This is a genomic window from Pseudomonas sp. GW-45 (genome assembly GCF_056896675.1).
Genome location: NZ_CM167674.1, coordinates 3,510,513 through 3,527,529, shown reverse-complemented (window position 1 = coordinate 3,527,529; position 17,017 = coordinate 3,510,513). Strand labels below are relative to the sequence as shown.

At 57.0% G+C, this 17,017-nt stretch carries 17 protein-coding genes; 13 read left to right on the top strand and 4 right to left on the bottom strand.

The genetic code is table 11. The annotated features are described in order from the left end of the window. Positions 1-3 precede the first annotated feature (3 nt). Positions 4-1,179: a benzoate/H(+) symporter BenE family transporter gene (locus AC1XYH_RS16650; protein WP_483324231.1), complete on the bottom strand. Its 1,176-nt coding sequence runs from the start codon at positions 1,177-1,179 to the stop codon at positions 4-6. A gap of 102 nt (positions 1,180-1,281) precedes the next feature. Here AC1XYH_RS16650 and AC1XYH_RS16645 point away from each other — a divergent pair, with 102 nt between their 5' ends. Next, a complete protein-coding gene (locus AC1XYH_RS16645; RefSeq protein WP_483324230.1) occupies positions 1,282-1,836 on the top strand; it encodes a helix-turn-helix domain-containing protein in 555 nt (184 codons plus the stop codon). Here the strand turns inward: AC1XYH_RS16645 and AC1XYH_RS16640 are convergent, their stop codons facing one another. Then, on the bottom strand, positions 1,837-2,115 hold the full coding sequence (locus AC1XYH_RS16640; RefSeq protein WP_483324229.1) for a peptidylprolyl isomerase: 279 nt from the start codon (positions 2,113-2,115) through the stop codon (positions 1,837-1,839). It lies immediately after the preceding gene. A 153-nt stretch (positions 2,116-2,268) separates the two neighbouring features. Between AC1XYH_RS16640 and AC1XYH_RS16635 the strand changes: the two genes are divergently transcribed. The 4 genes from AC1XYH_RS16635 to arsJ are packed head-to-tail and all read left to right on the top strand — an operon-like array spanning position 2,269 to position 5,634. After that, positions 2,269-2,625, top strand: a complete 357-nt coding sequence (locus AC1XYH_RS16635) for a metalloregulator ArsR/SmtB family transcription factor (protein ID WP_483324228.1) — start codon at positions 2,269-2,271, stop codon at positions 2,623-2,625. Between the two features lie 23 nt (positions 2,626-2,648). Beyond that, entirely contained in the window at positions 2,649-3,365 is a 717-nt protein-coding gene (arsH, locus tag AC1XYH_RS16630; RefSeq protein WP_483324227.1) for an arsenical resistance protein ArsH, read from the top strand. A gap of 44 nt (positions 3,366-3,409) precedes the next feature. Further along, positions 3,410-4,414 carry an ArsJ-associated glyceraldehyde-3-phosphate dehydrogenase gene (locus AC1XYH_RS16625; RefSeq protein WP_483324226.1) on the top strand — a complete coding sequence of 335 codons (1,005 nt, stop codon included), beginning with the start codon at positions 3,410-3,412 and terminating at the stop codon, positions 4,412-4,414. Beyond that, positions 4,414-5,634: an organoarsenical effux MFS transporter ArsJ gene (arsJ, locus tag AC1XYH_RS16620; protein WP_483324225.1), complete on the top strand. Its 1,221-nt coding sequence runs from the start codon at positions 4,414-4,416 to the stop codon at positions 5,632-5,634. The genes AC1XYH_RS16625 and arsJ overlap by 1 nt, the downstream gene beginning before the upstream one ends. Here arsJ and hexR read toward each other — a convergent pair. Next, positions 5,624-6,490, bottom strand: coding sequence for a transcriptional regulator HexR (gene hexR / locus AC1XYH_RS16615; RefSeq protein WP_483324224.1), 867 nt, complete (start codon positions 6,488-6,490; stop codon positions 5,624-5,626). The genes arsJ and hexR overlap by 11 nt on opposite strands. A gap of 164 nt (positions 6,491-6,654) precedes the next feature. On the opposite strand from hexR, the gene zwf reads away from it, so the two are divergent. Beyond that, complete coding sequence (gene zwf / locus AC1XYH_RS16610) at positions 6,655-8,097, top strand: glucose-6-phosphate dehydrogenase (protein ID WP_483326407.1); 1,443 nt, start codon at positions 6,655-6,657, stop codon at positions 8,095-8,097. A 12-nt stretch (positions 8,098-8,109) separates the two neighbouring features. Here the strand turns inward: zwf and AC1XYH_RS16605 are convergent, their stop codons facing one another. Next, positions 8,110-10,971, bottom strand: a complete 2,862-nt coding sequence (locus AC1XYH_RS16605; protein ID WP_483324223.1) for a putative bifunctional diguanylate cyclase/phosphodiesterase — start codon at positions 10,969-10,971, stop codon at positions 8,110-8,112. 207 nt (positions 10,972-11,178) lie between these two features. On the opposite strand from AC1XYH_RS16605, the gene uvrD reads away from it, so the two are divergent. The 7 genes from uvrD (at position 11,179) to lepB (ending at position 17,001) form a co-directional block, all read left to right on the top strand. Next, on the top strand, positions 11,179-13,353 hold the full coding sequence (uvrD, locus tag AC1XYH_RS16600; protein WP_483324222.1) for a DNA helicase II: 2,175 nt from the start codon (positions 11,179-11,181) through the stop codon (positions 13,351-13,353). Between the two features lie 160 nt (positions 13,354-13,513). Then, positions 13,514-14,620 carry a TRAP transporter substrate-binding protein gene (locus tag AC1XYH_RS16595; RefSeq protein ID WP_483324221.1) on the top strand — a complete coding sequence of 369 codons (1,107 nt, stop codon included), beginning with the start codon at positions 13,514-13,516 and terminating at the stop codon, positions 14,618-14,620. A gap of 66 nt (positions 14,621-14,686) precedes the next feature. Continuing rightward, entirely contained in the window at positions 14,687-14,950 is a 264-nt protein-coding gene (locus tag AC1XYH_RS16590) for a BrnT family toxin (RefSeq protein ID WP_483324220.1), read from the top strand. After that, positions 14,940-15,209 carry a type II toxin-antitoxin system BrnA family antitoxin gene (brnA, locus tag AC1XYH_RS16585; RefSeq protein ID WP_483324219.1) on the top strand — a complete coding sequence of 90 codons (270 nt, stop codon included), beginning with the start codon at positions 14,940-14,942 and terminating at the stop codon, positions 15,207-15,209. The genes AC1XYH_RS16590 and brnA overlap by 11 nt, the downstream gene beginning before the upstream one ends. Before the next feature lie 65 nt (positions 15,210-15,274). Beyond that, complete coding sequence (locus AC1XYH_RS16580; protein ID WP_483326406.1) at positions 15,275-15,706, top strand: thiol-disulfide oxidoreductase DCC family protein; 432 nt, start codon at positions 15,275-15,277, stop codon at positions 15,704-15,706. Continuing rightward, positions 15,696-16,103: a DoxX-like family protein gene (locus AC1XYH_RS16575; RefSeq protein WP_483324218.1), complete on the top strand. Its 408-nt coding sequence runs from the start codon at positions 15,696-15,698 to the stop codon at positions 16,101-16,103. Before AC1XYH_RS16580 ends, AC1XYH_RS16575 begins: the two co-directional genes overlap by 11 nt. A gap of 61 nt (positions 16,104-16,164) precedes the next feature. Next, positions 16,165-17,001: a signal peptidase I gene (lepB, locus tag AC1XYH_RS16570; RefSeq protein WP_483324217.1), complete on the top strand. Its 837-nt coding sequence runs from the start codon at positions 16,165-16,167 to the stop codon at positions 16,999-17,001. Positions 17,002-17,017: the final 16 nt, after the last annotated feature.

Genomic DNA, 17,017 nt, shown 5'->3' with positions numbered 1-17,017 from the left:
CGGCTAGGCGCGCCGCCGCGACAGCTGCAGCACCAGTATGCCGAGGACCAGCCCCCAAAACGCACTGCCAATACCCAGCAACGATAGCCCTGAAGCTGTGACCAGAAAGGTCAAGAACGCGGCTTCGCGCTGACTTTCGTCGTGCAGGGCACTGGCCAGACTGTTGCCAATGGTACCGAGCAGCGCAAGCCCGGCGATGGCCATGATCAGCGCTTGAGGGAAGGCTGCAAACAGGCTGGCGACAGTGGCGCCAAAGAGCCCGGTGAGTAGATAAAAAAGCCCACCCCAGATAGTCGCGCGATAGCGCTGAGCGGGATCAGGATCTGCATCTTTTCCGGCACAGATAGCGGCACTGATGGCGGCAAGGTTGAAGGTATACCCGCCAAATGGGGCCAGCAGCAGGCCGGTAATACCGGTGGTGGTCATCAAGGGTGAGGCCGGTACCTGATAACCATTGGCGCGTAATACGGCCATGCCCGGTACGTTCTGTGAAGCCATGGTGACGATAAACATCGGAATGCCGACGCCGATCAAGGCGGTTAGCGAGAATGCCGGGGCGGTCCATACCGGTTGGGCCAGCGTCCAGTCGAGCGCGTCCATATGCAGCTGATCGCCCAAGGCTGCGATCAATACACCGACCAGTAGGGCGAGTGGTACTACGTAGCGGGGTAGGAACTGGCGGCCGAGCAGATAGGTGATCAGCATGGCGCCCACCATCAAGGTCTGCTGCTCCAGCGCTACGAACAAGTGCAAACCAAAAGGCAGCAGCACGCCGGCCAGCATAGCGCCGGCTAGGGATGCGGGAATCAGCCGCATGATGCGATCAAACCAGCCAAACAAGCCGCAGAGCGTGATCAGTGCGGCGTTGAATAGAAACACGCCAATGGCTTCATTCAGGCTGAATCCCGGCAAACCGGTTGCCAGTAGCGCGCCACCTGGCGTGCTCCAGGCAATCAGGATCGGCGAACGGTAACGCAGCGACAGACCGATACTGGTGATGCCCATACCGATACCCAGCGCCCAGAGCCAGGAGCTGATTTCATCCGGTGATGCGCCAGCGGCTTCGGCTGCTTGGAAGATGATTACCGCAGAGCTGGTGTAGCCGACGAGCACCGCAATGAAGCCGGCGACGATATGCGAGGGGTTAAACAATGAGCGTGAGAAAAAGGCCCTTAACACGCGACATCTCCAGAAATAATGTGTCGGTTGTGCGTTATAGCGCACGGTTGGACAATGTAGCACTCGTGCGCTATAACGCACAAAAATAATCATAGGCCAACCATGCACTCACTCGGCGACCATCTCGGGCAAACCCTTAAGCAGCTGCGCAACGACCGCAGCTGGAGTCTCGACCGCGCGGCGCAAGCCTGCGGGGTGAGTAAGGCAATGCTGGGGCAGATTGAGCGCGGCGAGTCGAGCCCAACGCTGGCCACGCTCTGGAAGATAGCCGACGGCTTTAAGGTGTCGCTATCGGCTTTTATCGCTGCGCCGCCGGATGAGCTGGATGTGCGCCATGCAGAGCAGTTACGACAACGCCCGACCAGCGACGATATGCTGGTCGCACCGTTATTCCCCTTTGATCCCCAGTACGGCTTTGAACTTTTCGAATTGACGCTGCCTGCGGGTTACCAGCGGTTATCAGAGCCGCATCAAGTGGGCGTGACTGAGCACGTTACGGTGATTCGTGGAGTCATGGAGCTGTTGGTCAACGGTCAATGGCAGACCTTGAGCGAGGGCGCAGCGGTGCGCTTTGCGGCTGACCGGCCGCACGGTTATCGCAACAACGGCGTGCAGCCGGCGGTGTTTCACAATCTCATCTGGTATCCGGCACCTTAATTAGTCGCGGTAAAACACCTGCACTAGATGATAGCCAAACTGCGTTTTTACTGGACCATGGACCACTTTCAGCGGCTTTTTGAAGATGATCTGGTCAATTGCTTTGACCATCTGGCCCGGCCTGACTTCACCTAAATCGCCGCCGCGTTTTTTCGACGGGCAAGTGGAATGTTTCTTCGCCAGCACATCAAAAGCTTCGCCGGCAGCAATGCGCTGCTTGAGCGCAGCGGCTTCGGTTTCGGTTTTGACCAGAATATGGCGGGCCATGGCGACGGGCATGGGGCTGTCCTCATTAGTAAATAGCGCTTAGTGTATCAGGGTCCTAGTGACTGGCTCTGCAGGCGCGTTTATCGGCGTGTCACAAAATATACACTTTCCCATATATGCGAGTTCCGTTATATTCGGTAAACCGTATATTCAAAAAGTGACCGCATGACCGCAGACACATTGACCCCAACCGCGCTTTTCAAGGCGTTGGCTGACGACACCCGCGTTCGAGTATGTCTATTGCTGACGCGGTTTCCCGAGTTGTGCGTGTGCGAGCTGACTGAGGCACTGCAGCTGTCACAGCCCAAAATATCCCGTCATTTGGCGTTGCTGCGAAATCAGGGTTTGTTGGCTGACCGCCGCCAAGGGCAATGGATCTACTATCGTCTACACCCGCAGCTGCCCGATTGGGCGCGGAGTGTTGTGCAGCAGGCCATCATGGGTCAGCCGGATGATCTGGCTGATGAATGCAGGCGCCTGCGGGAGATGCAGAGGGCAGGTGCGGAGCCTGCGTGCCCATGAGTAAATCGCCAGAGGAGGCTGCCATGCCATCTATCGAAACCCCCGCCCTTGACCCAGAACTGTTGCCGGTACCCGATGCCGAGGCACTGGGCATCCCCAAGAGCTGGACGCATGCGCCGCGAATACTGTTGTTGTATGGCTCAACCCGAGAGCGCTCTTACAGTCGTTTCATGGTTGAAGAGGCCGCTCGCTTGTTGGAGCACTTGGGCGCAGAGGCACGGATATTCGATCCGTCGGGGTTGCCTTTGCCAGACGATGCCCCGGTCGATCATCCCAAAGTTGCTGAGCTGCGTGAGCTGATGCAGTGGTCTGAGGGGCAGGTGTGGTGTTCGCCAGAACGGCACGGCGCAATGACCGGGGTATTCAAGGCGCAGATCGACTGGGTGCCGCTGGCCATGGGGGCGGTGCGCCCCACACAAGGCAAAACTCTTGCGGTGATGCAGGTGTGCGGCGGCTCGCAATCGTTCAACGTGGTTAATCAGCTGCGAGTGCTAGGGCGCTGGATGCGCATGGTCACCATCCCTAACCAGTCGTCGGTGCCCAAGGCGCACCTGGAGTTTGATGAGGTTGGCCGCATGCGCGCCTCGCCCTTGTATGACCGAGTGGTGGATGTCATGGAAGAACTGGTCAAGTTCACACTGTTGTTACGTGAGCGCAGCGACTATCTGGTTGATCGTTATTCAGAGCGCCGGGAGTCGGCGGCGGAGCTATCCAAGCGGGTCAATCAGCGCAGCATCTAAACCACGCCACCGTTGAGCTGGCGCCATAGACACTGGAGATAAAGATGAGCATCAAGGTAGGCATCAACGGCTTTGGCCGCATCGGTAAGCTGGCGCTACGTGCTGCGTGGGACTGGCCTGAACTGGAATTCGTGCAGATTAATGATCCGGTTGGCGATGTAGCCACTCACGCGCATTTGCTCAACTTTGATTCAGTGCATGGCCGCTGGCAACACGAGGCCCGTGGCGGGGAAGGTGCGTTGGTTATTGGTAATCGACATGTGCCACTGACCGCTAATCGGGCTATTGCTGACACCGATTGGTCCGGCTGTGATCTGGTGATTGAAGCCAGCGGCGTAAACAAGACCAGCGCTGCGCTGCAGGGTTATCTGGACCAAGGCGTGAAGCGAGTTGTGGTCAGCGCGCCGGTGAAAGAGAAAGGCGTGTTGAATGTGGTGTTGGGGGTCAACGATCAGCTGTTTGATCCGCAGATTCACCGCATTGTCACGGCGGCCTCCTGCACGACCAACTGCCTGGCGCCGGTGGTGAAGGTGATCCACGAAGCCTTGGGCATCAAGCATGGCTCAATTACTACCATCCATGACCTGACCAACACCCAAAGCATTCTCGATCAGCCGCATAAAGATCTGCGTCGGGCACGGGCATGTGGCATGAGCCTGATTCCTACCAGCACCGGTTCGGCGACAGCGATTGCCGAGATATTCCCAGAGCTGCGCGGCAAGCTGAATGGCCACGCGGTACGCGTGCCGCTGGCCAACGCCTCGCTTACCGACTGCGTCTTTGAGGTCGAGCGAGAAACGACAGTCGAAGAGGTCAATCAGCTGTTCAAGGCCGCAGCGGCGGGCGCCATGCAGGGCATTCTCGGTTACGAGGAGCGTCCGTTGGTATCCATTGATTACCGTACCGACCCGCGCTCATCGATTATCGACGCGCTGAGCACCATGGTGATTAACGGCACGCAGGTAAAAATTTACAGTTGGTACGACAATGAGTGGGGCTACAGCAATCGGCTGGTTGAGCTGGCGCGGCTGGTTGGGCAGGCTGGTTGATGATGCGTTTGTCGCAGCTGTCCGCTGAGGTACGTCAGTATTTGGTGGTGACGGGTAATTATTGGGCCTTCACGCTCACTGATGGCGCGCTGCGCATGTTGGTGGTACTGCACTTTCATCAACTGGGATACAGCCCGCTGGAAGTCGCGGGGCTGTTTCTGTTTTATGAAATCTTTGGCGTGGTGACCAATTTGCTCGGCGGCTGGTTAGGCGCGCGCTTCGGGCTGAATCGCACCATGAATATCGGCTTGCTACTGCAAGTGGGCGCGCTTTTGATGCTCACGGTGCCGTCCGCCGCGCTCAGTGTGGTGTGGGTCATGGCCGCGCAGGCGCTGTCGGGCATCGCCAAAGACCTGAACAAGATGAGTGCGAAAAGCAGCATCAAGCTGCTGTTACCCGACGATCAGCAGGGCGCGCTCTACCGTTGGGTAGCGTTGCTGACGGGGTCGAAAAATGCCCTCAAGGGGCTGGGTTTCTTTCTCGGTGGTGTGCTGCTGACTACTTTAGGGTTTCGTGGTGCAGTACTGCTCATGGCAGTCCTGCTGGCGCTGGTTTGGTTGCTGAGTCGACGTTTGCTCAAGCGTGATTTGGGCCGGGCTAGCGGCAAGCCCAAGTTTCGCGAAATGCTCTCCAAAAGCCGCGCGATTAATCTGCTGTCGGCCGCTCGGCTGTTTTTGTTCGCCGCGCGCGATGTGTGGTTTGTCATCGCGCTACCGGTCTATTTGAGCAGCGTGTTTGGTTGGGACTTTTGGCAAGTAGGCGGCTTTATGGCCTGCTGGGTCATTGGCTACGGTCTGGTACAAACCCAGGCGCCGAGATTTACGGGGCGTCGCGGTGGCAAGCTGCCGGACGGGCGTGCGGCTGCGTACTGGGTATTAGCGTTGAGTTTATTACCAGCGCTGATCGCCATTGGCTTGCAGTGGCAAGGCCCGAACGCATGGGTGCTGCTGGGTGGCTTGCTGGTGTTTGGCGCCGTGTTTGCTGTTAATTCATCGTTGCACAGCTACTTGATAGTGGCGGGCGCGCAGCGTGATGGCGTGTCATTGGATGTGGGCTTTTACTATATGTCGAATGCGCTGGGGCGGCTGCTCGGCACTTTGTTGTCCGGCTGGGTATATCAAAGTGCCGGATTGGTGGCCTGTTTGTGGTGGTCTACCGGGCTGCTGGTGGTCGCGACGCTGATTTCGCTAGGCTTACCGCGTGGCGCCGCTACTCGCTGACGTCGTTACGCGTCTTGTTCGACATGCGCAGGCCGCGCAGGCTGCGTTTTACGCTCTTCAAGTGGTTGACCAGTTCTGGGCCCCGACGCATGGCCATGCCCATTGCCAATACGTCGATCACCACCAGGTGCGCAATCCGTGAGGATAGCGGGGTATAAATGTCGGTGTCTTCTGGCACATCAATCGAAATATGGATGCGACCTAGCTCGGCCAGCGGGGTGCGGCTCGGGCACAGGCTGATCAATGTCGCGCCGGTTTCTACCACCAGATTGGCGGAGTGCAGCAGATCTTTGGTGCGACCAGTTTGGGAGATCGCTACGGCAACATCTTCGGGGCCAAGGGTCACAGCCGACATCGCTTGCATGTGCGGGTCTGAATAGGCAGCTGTCGATACCTGCAAACGAAAGAACTTGTGCTGCGCGTCGCTGGCCACTGCGCCCGAGGCACCAAAGCCATAGAACTCGACGCGGCGTGCTTGGGTCAGCGCGTCTATTGCATGCTCAATCGCCCGCGGATCGAGGCGCTCACGCACGTCCATCAGGGTGGCCAAGGTGGTATCGAAAATTTTGTGCGACAGGGTATCGACGCTGTCGTCTTCGTTGATCGAGAACTGCCCAAAGCTGGCGCCGGCAGCGAGGCTCTGTGCTAGCTTGAGCTTCAAATCCTGAAAGCCGCTGCAGCCGATAGCACGACAGAAGCGTACTATGGTCGGCTCGCTGACGCCGACCTGTTGCGACAAGTCAGCCATCGACGAATGCATTACTTGCGCGGCCTGCGCCAACACGTAGTCAGCCACCTTCAGCTCAGACTTTCTGAGCAGCTCGCGGCTGGCGGCGATGTGTTGGAGTAGATTCACGATGGCTTCATGGTAGGCTGCGGATGAGTGGCTGCATTGGTGTAGTTCAACGTCTGTTTCTAGCGCCCGATAGGCGACCGAGCTTGTAGTTATACTACAAAAACGGCCTGGGCGCTGTTTTCCGGGAGAGTGGTGTGGCGGCGCAAGACGGTATCAGCTGTGACATGGTGGTGTTTGGCGGCACCGGTGATCTGGCGATGCGCAAGCTGCTGCCGGCACTTTATTACCTGCATCGCGACGGTCACTTGCACTCGGGCACGCGTATTTACGCACTGGCGCGCGCGCAGCATTCGGCAGAGAGCTACCGCAAACTGGCGAAGCGTCACGTTAGCCAGCATGTGGCGCGTAGCGACTTTGAGCAGAGCACTTGGGAAAGCTTCGCGGCACGCATGGAATACTTGTCGCTGGATGTCAGCCAGCGGGTCGAATTTCCCAAGCTGACCAAGCTGTTGAAGAAAAACAGCGGACGGGTGCGCGTTTTCTACCTCGCCACCTTACCGAGCCTGTTTGCCCCCACGGTTAAGCATTTGGCCTCGGTCGGTCTGACTGACGAGAACTCACGTGTGGTGCTGGAGAAGCCACTGGGAGAAAGCTTGCAGACCGCGAATCAGATCAACGACCAGATTGGCGCCGTCTTTGATGAAGCGCGGGTCTTCCGTATCGACCATTATCTCGGCAAGGAGGCGGTGCAAAATCTACTCGCGCTGCGCTTTGGCAACGCCTTGTTTGAGCCGCTGTGGCGCAATGCGCACATTGATCACGTACAGATCAGCGTGCTGGAAAGCGTTGGCGTGGAAAATCGCGGTGATTATTACGATCACGCCGGTGCCATGCGCGATATGGTACAGAACCACTTGCTTCAACTACTCTGCCTGGTGGCAATGGAAGCGCCAGTACATTTTGAGCCTGAGGCGGTGCGTAACGAGAAACTGAAGATACTCGAGGCGCTGCGACCCATCACCGGCATGGATGTGCAAGACCGTACCGTGCGGGGCCAGTACGCCGCCGGTGAGCACGCCGGCGAGCGCCTGCCGGCCTACTACTTTGAAAAGCGCGTCGACCACGATAGCAATACCGAAACTTTCGTAGCGCTGAAAACCGAGATCGATAATTGGCGCTGGGCCGGCGTACCCTTCTACCTGCGCACGGGTAAGAGCATGGCGCAGCGCAAGTCGGAGATCGTTATCCAGTTCAAGCCGGTGCCCTACCGGCTATTTCCGCGTAGCGGCGACAACCCGGAAAACAACCGATTGATCATCAGTCTGCAGCCAGACGAAGGTATCCGCCTGTCGCTGATGGCCAAGTCACCGGGGCGCGGTATGGGGCTGCAAAATGTCGATCTTGACCTGGATTTTGCCGACGCCTTCAAGCGCCGCCGTTGGGATGCCTACGAACGTCTGTTGCTGGATGTGATTCAAGGTGATGCGACATTGTTCATGCGGCGCGACGAGATTGCCGCCGCCTGGCGTTGGGTTGATCCCATCATCGAAGGGTGGCAAGACTGCTATCGCTCACCTAAGCCCTATCCGGCGGGAAGTTGGGGCCCTGATGCAGCGGATAGTTTGCTAGAGCGCCAGGGGCACGCCTGGTTGGATGAGCGCAGCTAGCCGCCAACGGGCTCAGCGGCGGTTGCGCAAGATCGGCATATCGCCGCTGCTGGTCAGCAGCTTGGTAAATTCGTCAGCCGGAATGGGTTTGCTGATTAAATAGCCTTGCACTTCATCGCAGCCGTTGGCCTTAAGAAAGTCCAGCTGGTTTTCTTGCTCTACGCCCTCGGCCACTACACTCAAAGACAAGCTGTGGGCCATTGCGATAATGGCACGGATGATAGCGTCGTCATTGTGCTCTTCATCCAGCTCGGCAATGAAGGCGCGATCGATCTTTAATGTGCTGATCGGGAAGCGCTTGAGGTAAGCCAGTGAGGAGTAGCCGGTGCCGAAATCGTCCACTGATAGGAGCACGCCCAGCTCTTTCAGAGCATCTATATTGGCCGATACTGTGGGACTGTGTTCCAGCAACATGCTTTCGGTCAGTTCCAGCTCCAGCAAACTCGCTGGTAAGCGGCTGGTCTGCAGTATCTGTGCGACATCCTTGGCAAAGCCTTCCTGACGTAACTGTTGAACGGACAAGTTGACCGAGACTGCCACTGCCTCAGGGCCCTTATGGAACCACTCGCTCGCCTGCCGACAGGCCTGGCGCAGGACGGTATCGCCTAACGCGCCAATCATGCCGGACTCTTCGGCGATATTTATAAACTCGCCGGGCATAACCAACCCGCGGTCAGGGTGCTGCCAGCGCACCAGTGCTTCGGCGCTACGAATACGGTCACTGGCCAGATGCAGTTTGGGTTGGTAGTAGACGATTAGCTGATCGTCCTCTAGCGCCTTGCGTAACTGGTTTTCTAATTGCAGGCGGTCGAGGCTATAGGCGCGCAGCTCATGGGTGAAGAACTGCGCGTTGTTGCCACCCAGTTGTTTAGCATGCTGCATCGCCTGATGTGCCTGAGTGATCAGCAGCAGGCTGTCCTGGGCGTTTGTTGGAAACAGGCTGATGCCGATGGAAGCGGTCATCACCAGTTCTTGTTCGCCAATCAGCATAGGGGCGCGTAATTTTTCGAGCACTGCATTGGCCATCACCGCTAGCGCTTTCTCGTTTTCTGGCTGTTCGACAATCAGCACAAATTCATCAGCAGACAGCCGTGCCAGCAGGTCTTGTGGTTGTACCGTTGCGCGTAAGCGCTTGGCTACTTCCTGCAGCAGTTTGTCGGCCATTGAATGCCCGAGGGTGACGTTGATCTGCTTAAAGCGGTCCATATCAATGTGCAGCAGCGCGACCTGGTGGTCATGCTGGCGAGCTCGGCTGGTCGCGTCCTGCAAACGTTCGTTGAATAAATTACGGTTAGCCAGCTGAGTCAGAGCGTCGTAATTAGTCAGGTACTGCAGTTGCTCTTCAGTCTGACGATGGGTGGTGAGGTCGGCAAAAAAGCCCACGTAATGAGAGATATCCCCTCCGCTATCGCGCACGACCGCCAACTGTAACCAAATAGGGAAGGGTTCGCCGGTACGACGCCGGGCAGTTAGTTCGCCCTGCCAGCGGTCTTGATTGCTGAGCAACTGGCGGAGGTAAATAAAGTGCTCACGAATTTCACCTTCGCCACTCAGATCAAGAATGTTGCGACTCACAGCGTCGGTGCTAGCCAGTCCGGTGATGACGCTGTAGGCCTGATTGACCGCCAGTATGTTCAGCTGAGGATCAAGAATGAAAATGCCTTCGGAGGTAGCCTCGAAAACCGTAGAGGCCAGCTGCGCCTGCTCGTTCTGATATCTGCGCGCGGTAATATCGCGGCGGGTGCCAATCATGCGGGTAGCGTGGCCATCGGAATTGCGGTCAACCACGCGACCGGCGTCTTCTACCCAAACCCATTGACCGTCTTGATGACGCACCCGGTATTCCATGCGATAGGCCTCGGTCTCGCCCTTCATGTGGCGCACCAGGGTCTTGCGTACCATGGCCGCGTCGGCTGGATGCAGGCGTGGCTTGAGGTCGAGCAGCATACTCATGCCCTCATCCGGGGCTATGCCGAAAATAGTATCTAATTGAGAGTGGAATACCTGATCGGTTACCAGGTCCCAATCCCAGAGGCCTAGTTGGCTGGCATCCATGGCCAGACTCAATTGAGTTTGGCTGGCCTGGAGAGCTTGGCTGGCACGTTCCAGTTCGGCGGTGCGATCGCTGACGCGGGCTTCCAGCTCGTTGTGACTGTCGCGTAATAACTGCTCAGCGCTGCGGCGTTGCGTGATCTCACGGGTTAATTGATGGTTCAGCTCTTCGCTACGCTGCTGGGTGTCGCTCAGATTGCTGACCAGTGCTTCGTTGCGCAGATTACTGATCAGCGCCTCCAGCACCGAGCGGTGAATAAAGGCAGCGCACATCAAAATACAGATAAACAGGATAATGCCCATCAGAGCCCAGGAGTGGCTGATCTCGTCGCTCTGCATAAACAGGTAGAGCACTGGCGGTAGCCAAGCGGGAATGATAAAGGAGGTAAAGGCTGGGAAGCGGCTGGCGTAAATAACCCCCACACACAAAGCCACCCCGCCGGCCAGACTGTATACCGGCGCCTGTAAACTGAAATTGTCTACTGGGGTCAAGCCGACGTATACCCACGCCAAACACAGGCCGGAAGCGATATTCCCGAGATGGAAAAAGAAGCGCCAGCGGGCGCGCAGACGATCCTTTGCTGGGCAAGCATAGTAACGGTTGACGAGCCGTTGACGCAGTAAGGCGAGCAGGCCGATTAGCGCGAGCCAGCTTAGCAAGAGGCTGGCGCTAGTGTGTTGCCATAGCAGCGGGACGATCAGTAGTGCAACACCCAGCATCAGCCATTGTGGCAGGCGCGAGTAGGCATACAGCTGATTCATTTGCTGTAGGCGCAAATCGACTGCAGAAATAGGGGTATGGCTGGAGCGCAGTATCGTCATGCCGACGTGGGTTTCCCGGAACGCTGTGCGTTTCTTTTTATCATTAACAACTCTTATAGCTAACAGCGGGCTTTATCCGACCAACCTTACACCAGCACTTCGCTTGGGCACAGCCCTGTTCATCTAAAAAGCTCCAGTGCACGCCTCTGGCGCGGGATATACAGCCACCGCTTTCGAGCATTGAGCAGTCGCTGGTAGAATACGCCGATGGATATATCCCACCTGCTTAATTCTCTAAATGACGCCCAGCGCCAGGCGGTCTCCGCCAGCCTCGGTCAACAGCTGGTGCTGGCTGGTGCCGGCTCCGGTAAAACCCGCGTGCTGGTGCACCGCATTGCTTGGTTGGTGGAGGTCGAAAAAGCCTCCCCCTGGAGCATTCTCTCGGTCACCTTTACCAACAAAGCCGCCTACGAAATGCGCGGGCGTATTGAGCAGATGCTCGGTATTTCGCCGCAGGGCATGTGGGTGGGTACCTTTCACGGCTTGGCGCACCGGCTGTTGCGCGCGCACTGGCGTGAGGCTGGGCTGGCCCAACAGTTTCAGATTCTCGACAGCGACGATCAACTGCGGCTGGTCAAGCGAGTCATTCGCGAAATGGCGCTGGATGAAAACCAATGGGCGCCCAAACAGGCGCAGTGGTGGATTAACGGCCAGAAAGATGAAGGCCTGCGCCCTCAGAACATTCAGCCCGCGGGTGATCTTTACTTAACCACCATGGTGCGTATTTACACGGCTTATGAGCAGGCATGCGCCCGCGCTGGTGCGGTGGATTTTGCTGAACTGCTGCTACGCTCGCTTGAGCTGTGGCGCGACAACCAGCCGTTACGTGAACAGTATCAGGCGCGCTTCAAACACATGTTGGTCGACGAATTTCAAGATACCAATGCGGTGCAGTACGCTTGGTTGCGGCACCTGGCGGGTAAGAGCCCGAGTTTGATGGTGGTGGGTGATGATGACCAATCGATCTATGGCTGGCGCGGCGCGCGGATTGAAAACATCCAGCAGTTCGAGACCGATTACCCGAATGCTGAAATGATTCGTCTGGAGCAGAACTACCGTTCTACCGCGACCATTCTCAAGGCTGCGAACGCACTGATCGACAACAACGCCGGACGCCTCGGTAAGCAACTGTGGACCGACGGCAACGACGGCGAGCCAATCTCCCTTTACGCCGGCTTTAATGAGCAGGATGAGGCGCGCTTTATCGTTGAGCGCATTGAGCAGGCGGTGCGTGACGGCATGAGCCGCAGCGAAATGGCCATTCTTTACCGTTCCAACGCTCAGTCACGCGCGCTGGAAGAGGCCCTGTTACGCAGCGGTGTGCCTTATCGCATCTACGGTGGCCAGCGCTTCTTCGAGCGTGCCGAAATCAAGAATGCCATGGCCTACCTGCGGCTGATCGGCAATCGCGGCGATGACGGCGCACTGGAGCGCATCATCAACGTGCCAGCCCGTGGTATCGGCGACAAAACGGTTGAAGCGCTGCGTCAGCATGCGCGTGAGCAGGATGTATCCATGTGGCAATCGGCATGCGATCTGCTCGACAACAAAGGCCTGCCCGGTCGTGCCGCTAACGCGGTACAAGCCTTTATGGTGTTGATCGAAGAACTGACCGAGCGCGCCGAAGGCGTACCACTTTACAGCAAGGCGCAGATCGCTATGGAAAACAGCGGTCTGCTGCGTTTCCACGAGCAGGAGAAGGGCGAGAAAGCGCAAGCGCGGGTCGAAAACCTGGAAGAACTAGTCTCCGCTGCCCGCGCTTTTGAGAACGATATGGCCGACGAAGACGAAGAGGGTGACGTACTGCTCGCCTTCCTCGCTCACGCCTCAATGGAAGCGGGCGAAACACAGGCCGACCGTTTTGAAGACAGCGTTCAGCTAATGACCCTGCACAGTGCCAAGGGTTTGGAGTTTCCGCTGGTCTTCATGGCCGGAGTGGAAGAAGGCTTGTTCCCGCATAAGATGAGTTTGGAAGATCCCGGCCGGCTGGAAGAAGAGCGCCGGCTGGCTTACGTTGGCATTACCCGCGCTATGCAGCAGTTGGTGATCACCTGGGCCGAAACCCGCCGTCTGTATGGCAGTGAGACCTTCAATAAGCTGTCACGTTTTGTCCGCGAAATCCCGGTTGAACTGATTCAAGAAGTCCGTTTGGGCAATCAGGTCAGTCGGCCTTTTGGTCCGGGCAAAACGGGGCTATTTGCTGCTGAAGCCAGCGAAAGCACCGGGTTTTCCCTAGGCCAGCGGGTCATGCATACGCTGTTTGGCGAAGGCGTGGTGCTTAATTACGAGGGCCAAGGCGCGCAGGCGCGTATCCAAGTGAATTTTGACGACGAAGGTAGCAAGTGGCTGATGGTAGCTTATGCCAAGCTTGAGCCGCTTTAGGCGGTTCGGGCGTGTAGCTGCAAGCCGCAAACTAGACGCGCCTTGTAGATGCTTGACGTTGAGCGGTACACCCTGCGAATACGGCAGACAACAAGAATATTTATAACCAGTGCTGCAGCGGCGTTTAGTCGCCTGCGGCTTTAAGCTTGGAGCTGGCTCTATGGAACGACGTAAATTACTGACCGCAGCAGGTCTTGGGCTGGGTGCCGCTGCTTTGGCGGGTTGCAAGGAAGAGCCAGCATCTGCCGCAGGCGCTGCGGCTAGTACGCAGGCTGAGCAGCGTTTTCGTTGGAAGATGGTCACCTCCTGGCCAGAGAATTTTCCCGGTTTAGGGACTACCGCGCAGCATTTCGCTGATAGCGTCGAGCGTATGTCCAATGGCCGTTTGAGTATTCAGGTATTCGCCGCTGGCGCCTTGGTGCCCGCGCTGGAAGTCTTTGATGCTGTTTCTAACGGTACCGCAGAGCTTGGCCACAGCGCCGCTTATTATTGGAAAGGTAAGAGCGCCACAGCGCCCTTTTTTACCGCTGTGCCTTTCGGCCTCAACGCGCAGGAAATGAACGCCTGGTTGTATCAGGGTGGCGGGCTTGAGTTGTGGCAACGTGCTTATGAGTCCTTTGGCGTATTGCCTTTGCCTTGCGGCAACACGGGCGTGCAGATGGCTGGCTGGTTCAACAAAGAGATCAACAGTCTCGACGATTTGCAGGGTCTGAAGATCCGCATGCCAGGCTTTGGCGGCGAGGTGCTGTCGCGCGCAGGCGCCACCACGGTCAACTTGCCCGGCAGCGAAATCTTCACCTCACTGCAAACTGGCGTGATCGATGCGACCGATTGGGTTAGCCCTTACAACGACCTGGCCTTCGGTCTCTATCAAGCCGCCAAGTACTACTACTACCCAGGCTGGCAGGAGCCTTGCGCGGTGCTGGAGCTGACCATCAACCAGCAAAAACTGGCTGAGCTACCGGCCGACCTGCAAGACATCGTCAAGCAAGCCGCGCGCTCAACCAACCAAGCGATGCTGGATGAGTACACCAAGCGCAACGCTGACGCGCTGGATACGCTAGTCAATGAGCACGGCGTCGATCTACGTCGCTTGCCAGACTCGGTGCTGGAGCGCTTGCGCGATATCAGCATGGATGTGTTGGAAGAAACTGCCGCCGCCAACCCGCTCAACCGCGAAGTGTGGGATTCCATGCAGGCGTTCCGCGAGAAGGTGAATGCCTGGCACGCGATCAGTGAGAAGGCGATGTACGATCTGCGTGGTTAGTTTTCAGGAGTGTGAGAGTTTGGCTGCAGCTTTGCCTGTTGAGTAGAAAAGGGATATTTTATACTCATGAGTGATTTTGAGTACGATGCTGATAAAAGCGACTCTAACCAGCAAAAACACGGGATCAGCTTTTTGTCTGCCCAAGCACTTTGGCAAGACCCTGATCTGCTGGAGGTCCAGGCGAAGTCCAATGACGAGCGTCGCTACCTCGTCATTGGCATTATCGGAGTAAAACACTGGTCAGCTGTAGTCACATACAGGAATGGAAAAATTCGCCTCATCTCGGTGAGGCGCTCTCGCCAGAAGGAGGTCGAGCTATATGAAAGCTGACAAATTTGATGAGAAGTTTGATGCAGATAATGAGGACATCGTTGCGGACCTTGATCTTTCTACTGCCCGTCGAGTTAACCAGCAACAGAAGCGAATAAATGTTGATTTCCCCGCTTGGGTCGTCGACTCCCTGGACCGCGAAGCTGCCCGTATTGGAGTTACCCGGCAGTCGATCATTAAGGTCTGGCTGGTCGAGCGGTTGCAGGCTGAGGCTGTCGGCAAAGCAGATATGGGTGGTGTTGATCGCGCTTCACTTTAGTGCTGGCCGTTACAAGGCTTCGTTTTGCGTAAGAGCGTTACAATAACGCCAGCTTCTTCGGGGTAATTACTGTGGGTACACCAACACTCTCGCCAGCCCCCCGCATCATTCTTTTCGACGGCGTCTGCAAGCTCTGCAACGCCTGGGCAAACTTCATCATCACCCACGACCACAAACACCTGTATCAGCTCTGCAGCGTGCAGTCCGAGCCTGGTGCGCAGCTGCTGCGGCAGTTTGGTTATCCAACCGACACCTTCGAGACCATGCTGGCGGTGGAGCAAGGGCGCTGCTTTGAGAAAAGCGAGGCTTTTTTTCGAGTGATGGCTGGGATCGGCTGGCCGTGGCGTGGGATGTGTGTGTTTCGGCTTATTCCTCGGCCGCTGCGTGACTGGTTGTATGACCGCATTGCGCTTAATCGTTACCAGCTGTTTGGTCAGTACGCCTATTGCCGTTTGCCCACACCTGACCACGCGGAGCGCTTTGTTGATGGCCAGTAATATGTTGAGTCAGGCGGCGTTTCTCTGCCGTTTGGGCCTGGGTTTTCTGTTTATTTACCATGGCCTGTTGCCAAAGATTTTGTTTCTCAGCCCGATTGAGATCAGCTTGGTGGAAGCCAGCGGCGCGGGTGTGCCGGCGAATATCGCCTCGCCACTGGCTGGCGTGTTGGAAATTGTGCTCGGGCTGCTGATTGCGCTGCGCCTGGGTGGCAAGCCGCCGGTGTATTTGGCCGCATTTGCGCTAATAACCTTGCTGATTTACGTTGCGCTGCTCAGCCCGGCGCTCTTGGTAGAGGCCTTTAACCCGGTAACCACCAACCTCCTGGGGTTGTTGCTGTGTTTTTTGATCCTGCGGTTGGAATCGCCAGCCTTGCAGCCGGATGCTACGGGGAGCTGAATCTACTCAGCCTGCTGTGGTCACAGCTAAAGCCTGTGTAGGCGATCACCAAGGAGTTTTTTTGACCACTGCCAGCCCGCCCAAAATCTGGATCGCCGTGCTGCTGGGCATCTTCCTGCAGCCTTTTGTCTTTCTGTATGTAAACCGTCCGCGACTGTTTTGGCCCTATCTGTTGGTGGGGCTGGTGGTCGCCGCGGTGGACTGGTATCTGGTGCTGGGCATCCATCTATTGTTCAGCGTGATTTGCCCGCTGCATGCCTGTTGGATCATTCGCCGTTACGATCCTAGCCAACCGCGGCGCTGGTATAGCCGTGTGTGGGTGTTGATCGGCCTCTACCTTGGTTTGATGCTGAGTGTGCTGCTGGTACGCACTTTTCTCTACGAACCTTACGCGGTGCCTTCGGCTTCGATGCACCCGACGCTGGTTGAGGGTGATGTGGTGATCGTACAGAAGTGGGGTTTTGCGCAGTCTGCGCTATTTGGTTATGCGTTGCCGGGTGCGGAAACTGTGGCACCTGAGCGAATTCAGCGCGGCAAGGTATACGTGTTTTATCCACCGGATCACGATGTACTTTATGTGAAGCGCCTGATGGCTTTGCCGGGTGATGTGATCGCGTTGACCGAGCAGGGCGTGGTGATCAATGGTAAGACTTTATCCAGCGATCTGGTGAGCGAAACCGACGGATTTAACCGCTTTGCGGAAAGTGCTGGCAGCGAGCAGTACCAGATTCAATACCTCAAGGACGCTTCACTCGGCGCAATCCGTACCTTCAGGGTGCCTGAGGGGCATTACTTCTTTCTGGGTGATAATCGCGATAGCTCTGACGACAGCCGCCACTGGGGTAGCGTGCTGGCGCAACGCGTTGTTGGTGAAGTGGTCGGCGTTGTGCCTAAGTAGACTGCGGGCGCTATGA

What these genes read in the sequence shown, in the direction of transcription:
- AC1XYH_RS16645 (WP_483324230.1), top strand. Translation starts at nt 1,282, where the DNA reads ATGCACTCACTCGGCGACCATCTCGGGCAAACCCTTAAGCAGCTGCGC.
- AC1XYH_RS16640 (WP_483324229.1), bottom strand. Translation starts at nt 2,115, where the DNA reads ATGCCCGTCGCCATGGCCCGCCATATTCTGGTCAAAACCGAAACCGAA.
- AC1XYH_RS16635 (WP_483324228.1), top strand. Translation starts at nt 2,269, where the DNA reads ATGACCGCAGACACATTGACCCCAACCGCGCTTTTCAAGGCGTTGGCT.
- arsH (WP_483324227.1), top strand. Translation starts at nt 2,649, where the DNA reads ATGCCATCTATCGAAACCCCCGCCCTTGACCCAGAACTGTTGCCGGTA.
- AC1XYH_RS16625 (WP_483324226.1), top strand. Translation starts at nt 3,410, where the DNA reads ATGAGCATCAAGGTAGGCATCAACGGCTTTGGCCGCATCGGTAAGCTG.
- arsJ (WP_483324225.1), top strand. Translation starts at nt 4,414, where the DNA reads ATGATGCGTTTGTCGCAGCTGTCCGCTGAGGTACGTCAGTATTTGGTG.
- zwf (WP_483326407.1), top strand. Translation starts at nt 6,655, where the DNA reads ATGGTGGTGTTTGGCGGCACCGGTGATCTGGCGATGCGCAAGCTGCTG.
- AC1XYH_RS16605 (WP_483324223.1), bottom strand. Translation starts at nt 10,971, where the DNA reads ATGACGATACTGCGCTCCAGCCATACCCCTATTTCTGCAGTCGATTTG.
- uvrD (WP_483324222.1), top strand. Translation starts at nt 11,179, where the DNA reads ATGGATATATCCCACCTGCTTAATTCTCTAAATGACGCCCAGCGCCAG.
- AC1XYH_RS16595 (WP_483324221.1), top strand. Translation starts at nt 13,514, where the DNA reads ATGGAACGACGTAAATTACTGACCGCAGCAGGTCTTGGGCTGGGTGCC.
- AC1XYH_RS16590 (WP_483324220.1), top strand. Translation starts at nt 14,687, where the DNA reads ATGAGTGATTTTGAGTACGATGCTGATAAAAGCGACTCTAACCAGCAA.
- brnA (WP_483324219.1), top strand. Translation starts at nt 14,940, where the DNA reads ATGAAAGCTGACAAATTTGATGAGAAGTTTGATGCAGATAATGAGGAC.
- AC1XYH_RS16575 (WP_483324218.1), top strand. Translation starts at nt 15,696, where the DNA reads ATGGCCAGTAATATGTTGAGTCAGGCGGCGTTTCTCTGCCGTTTGGGC.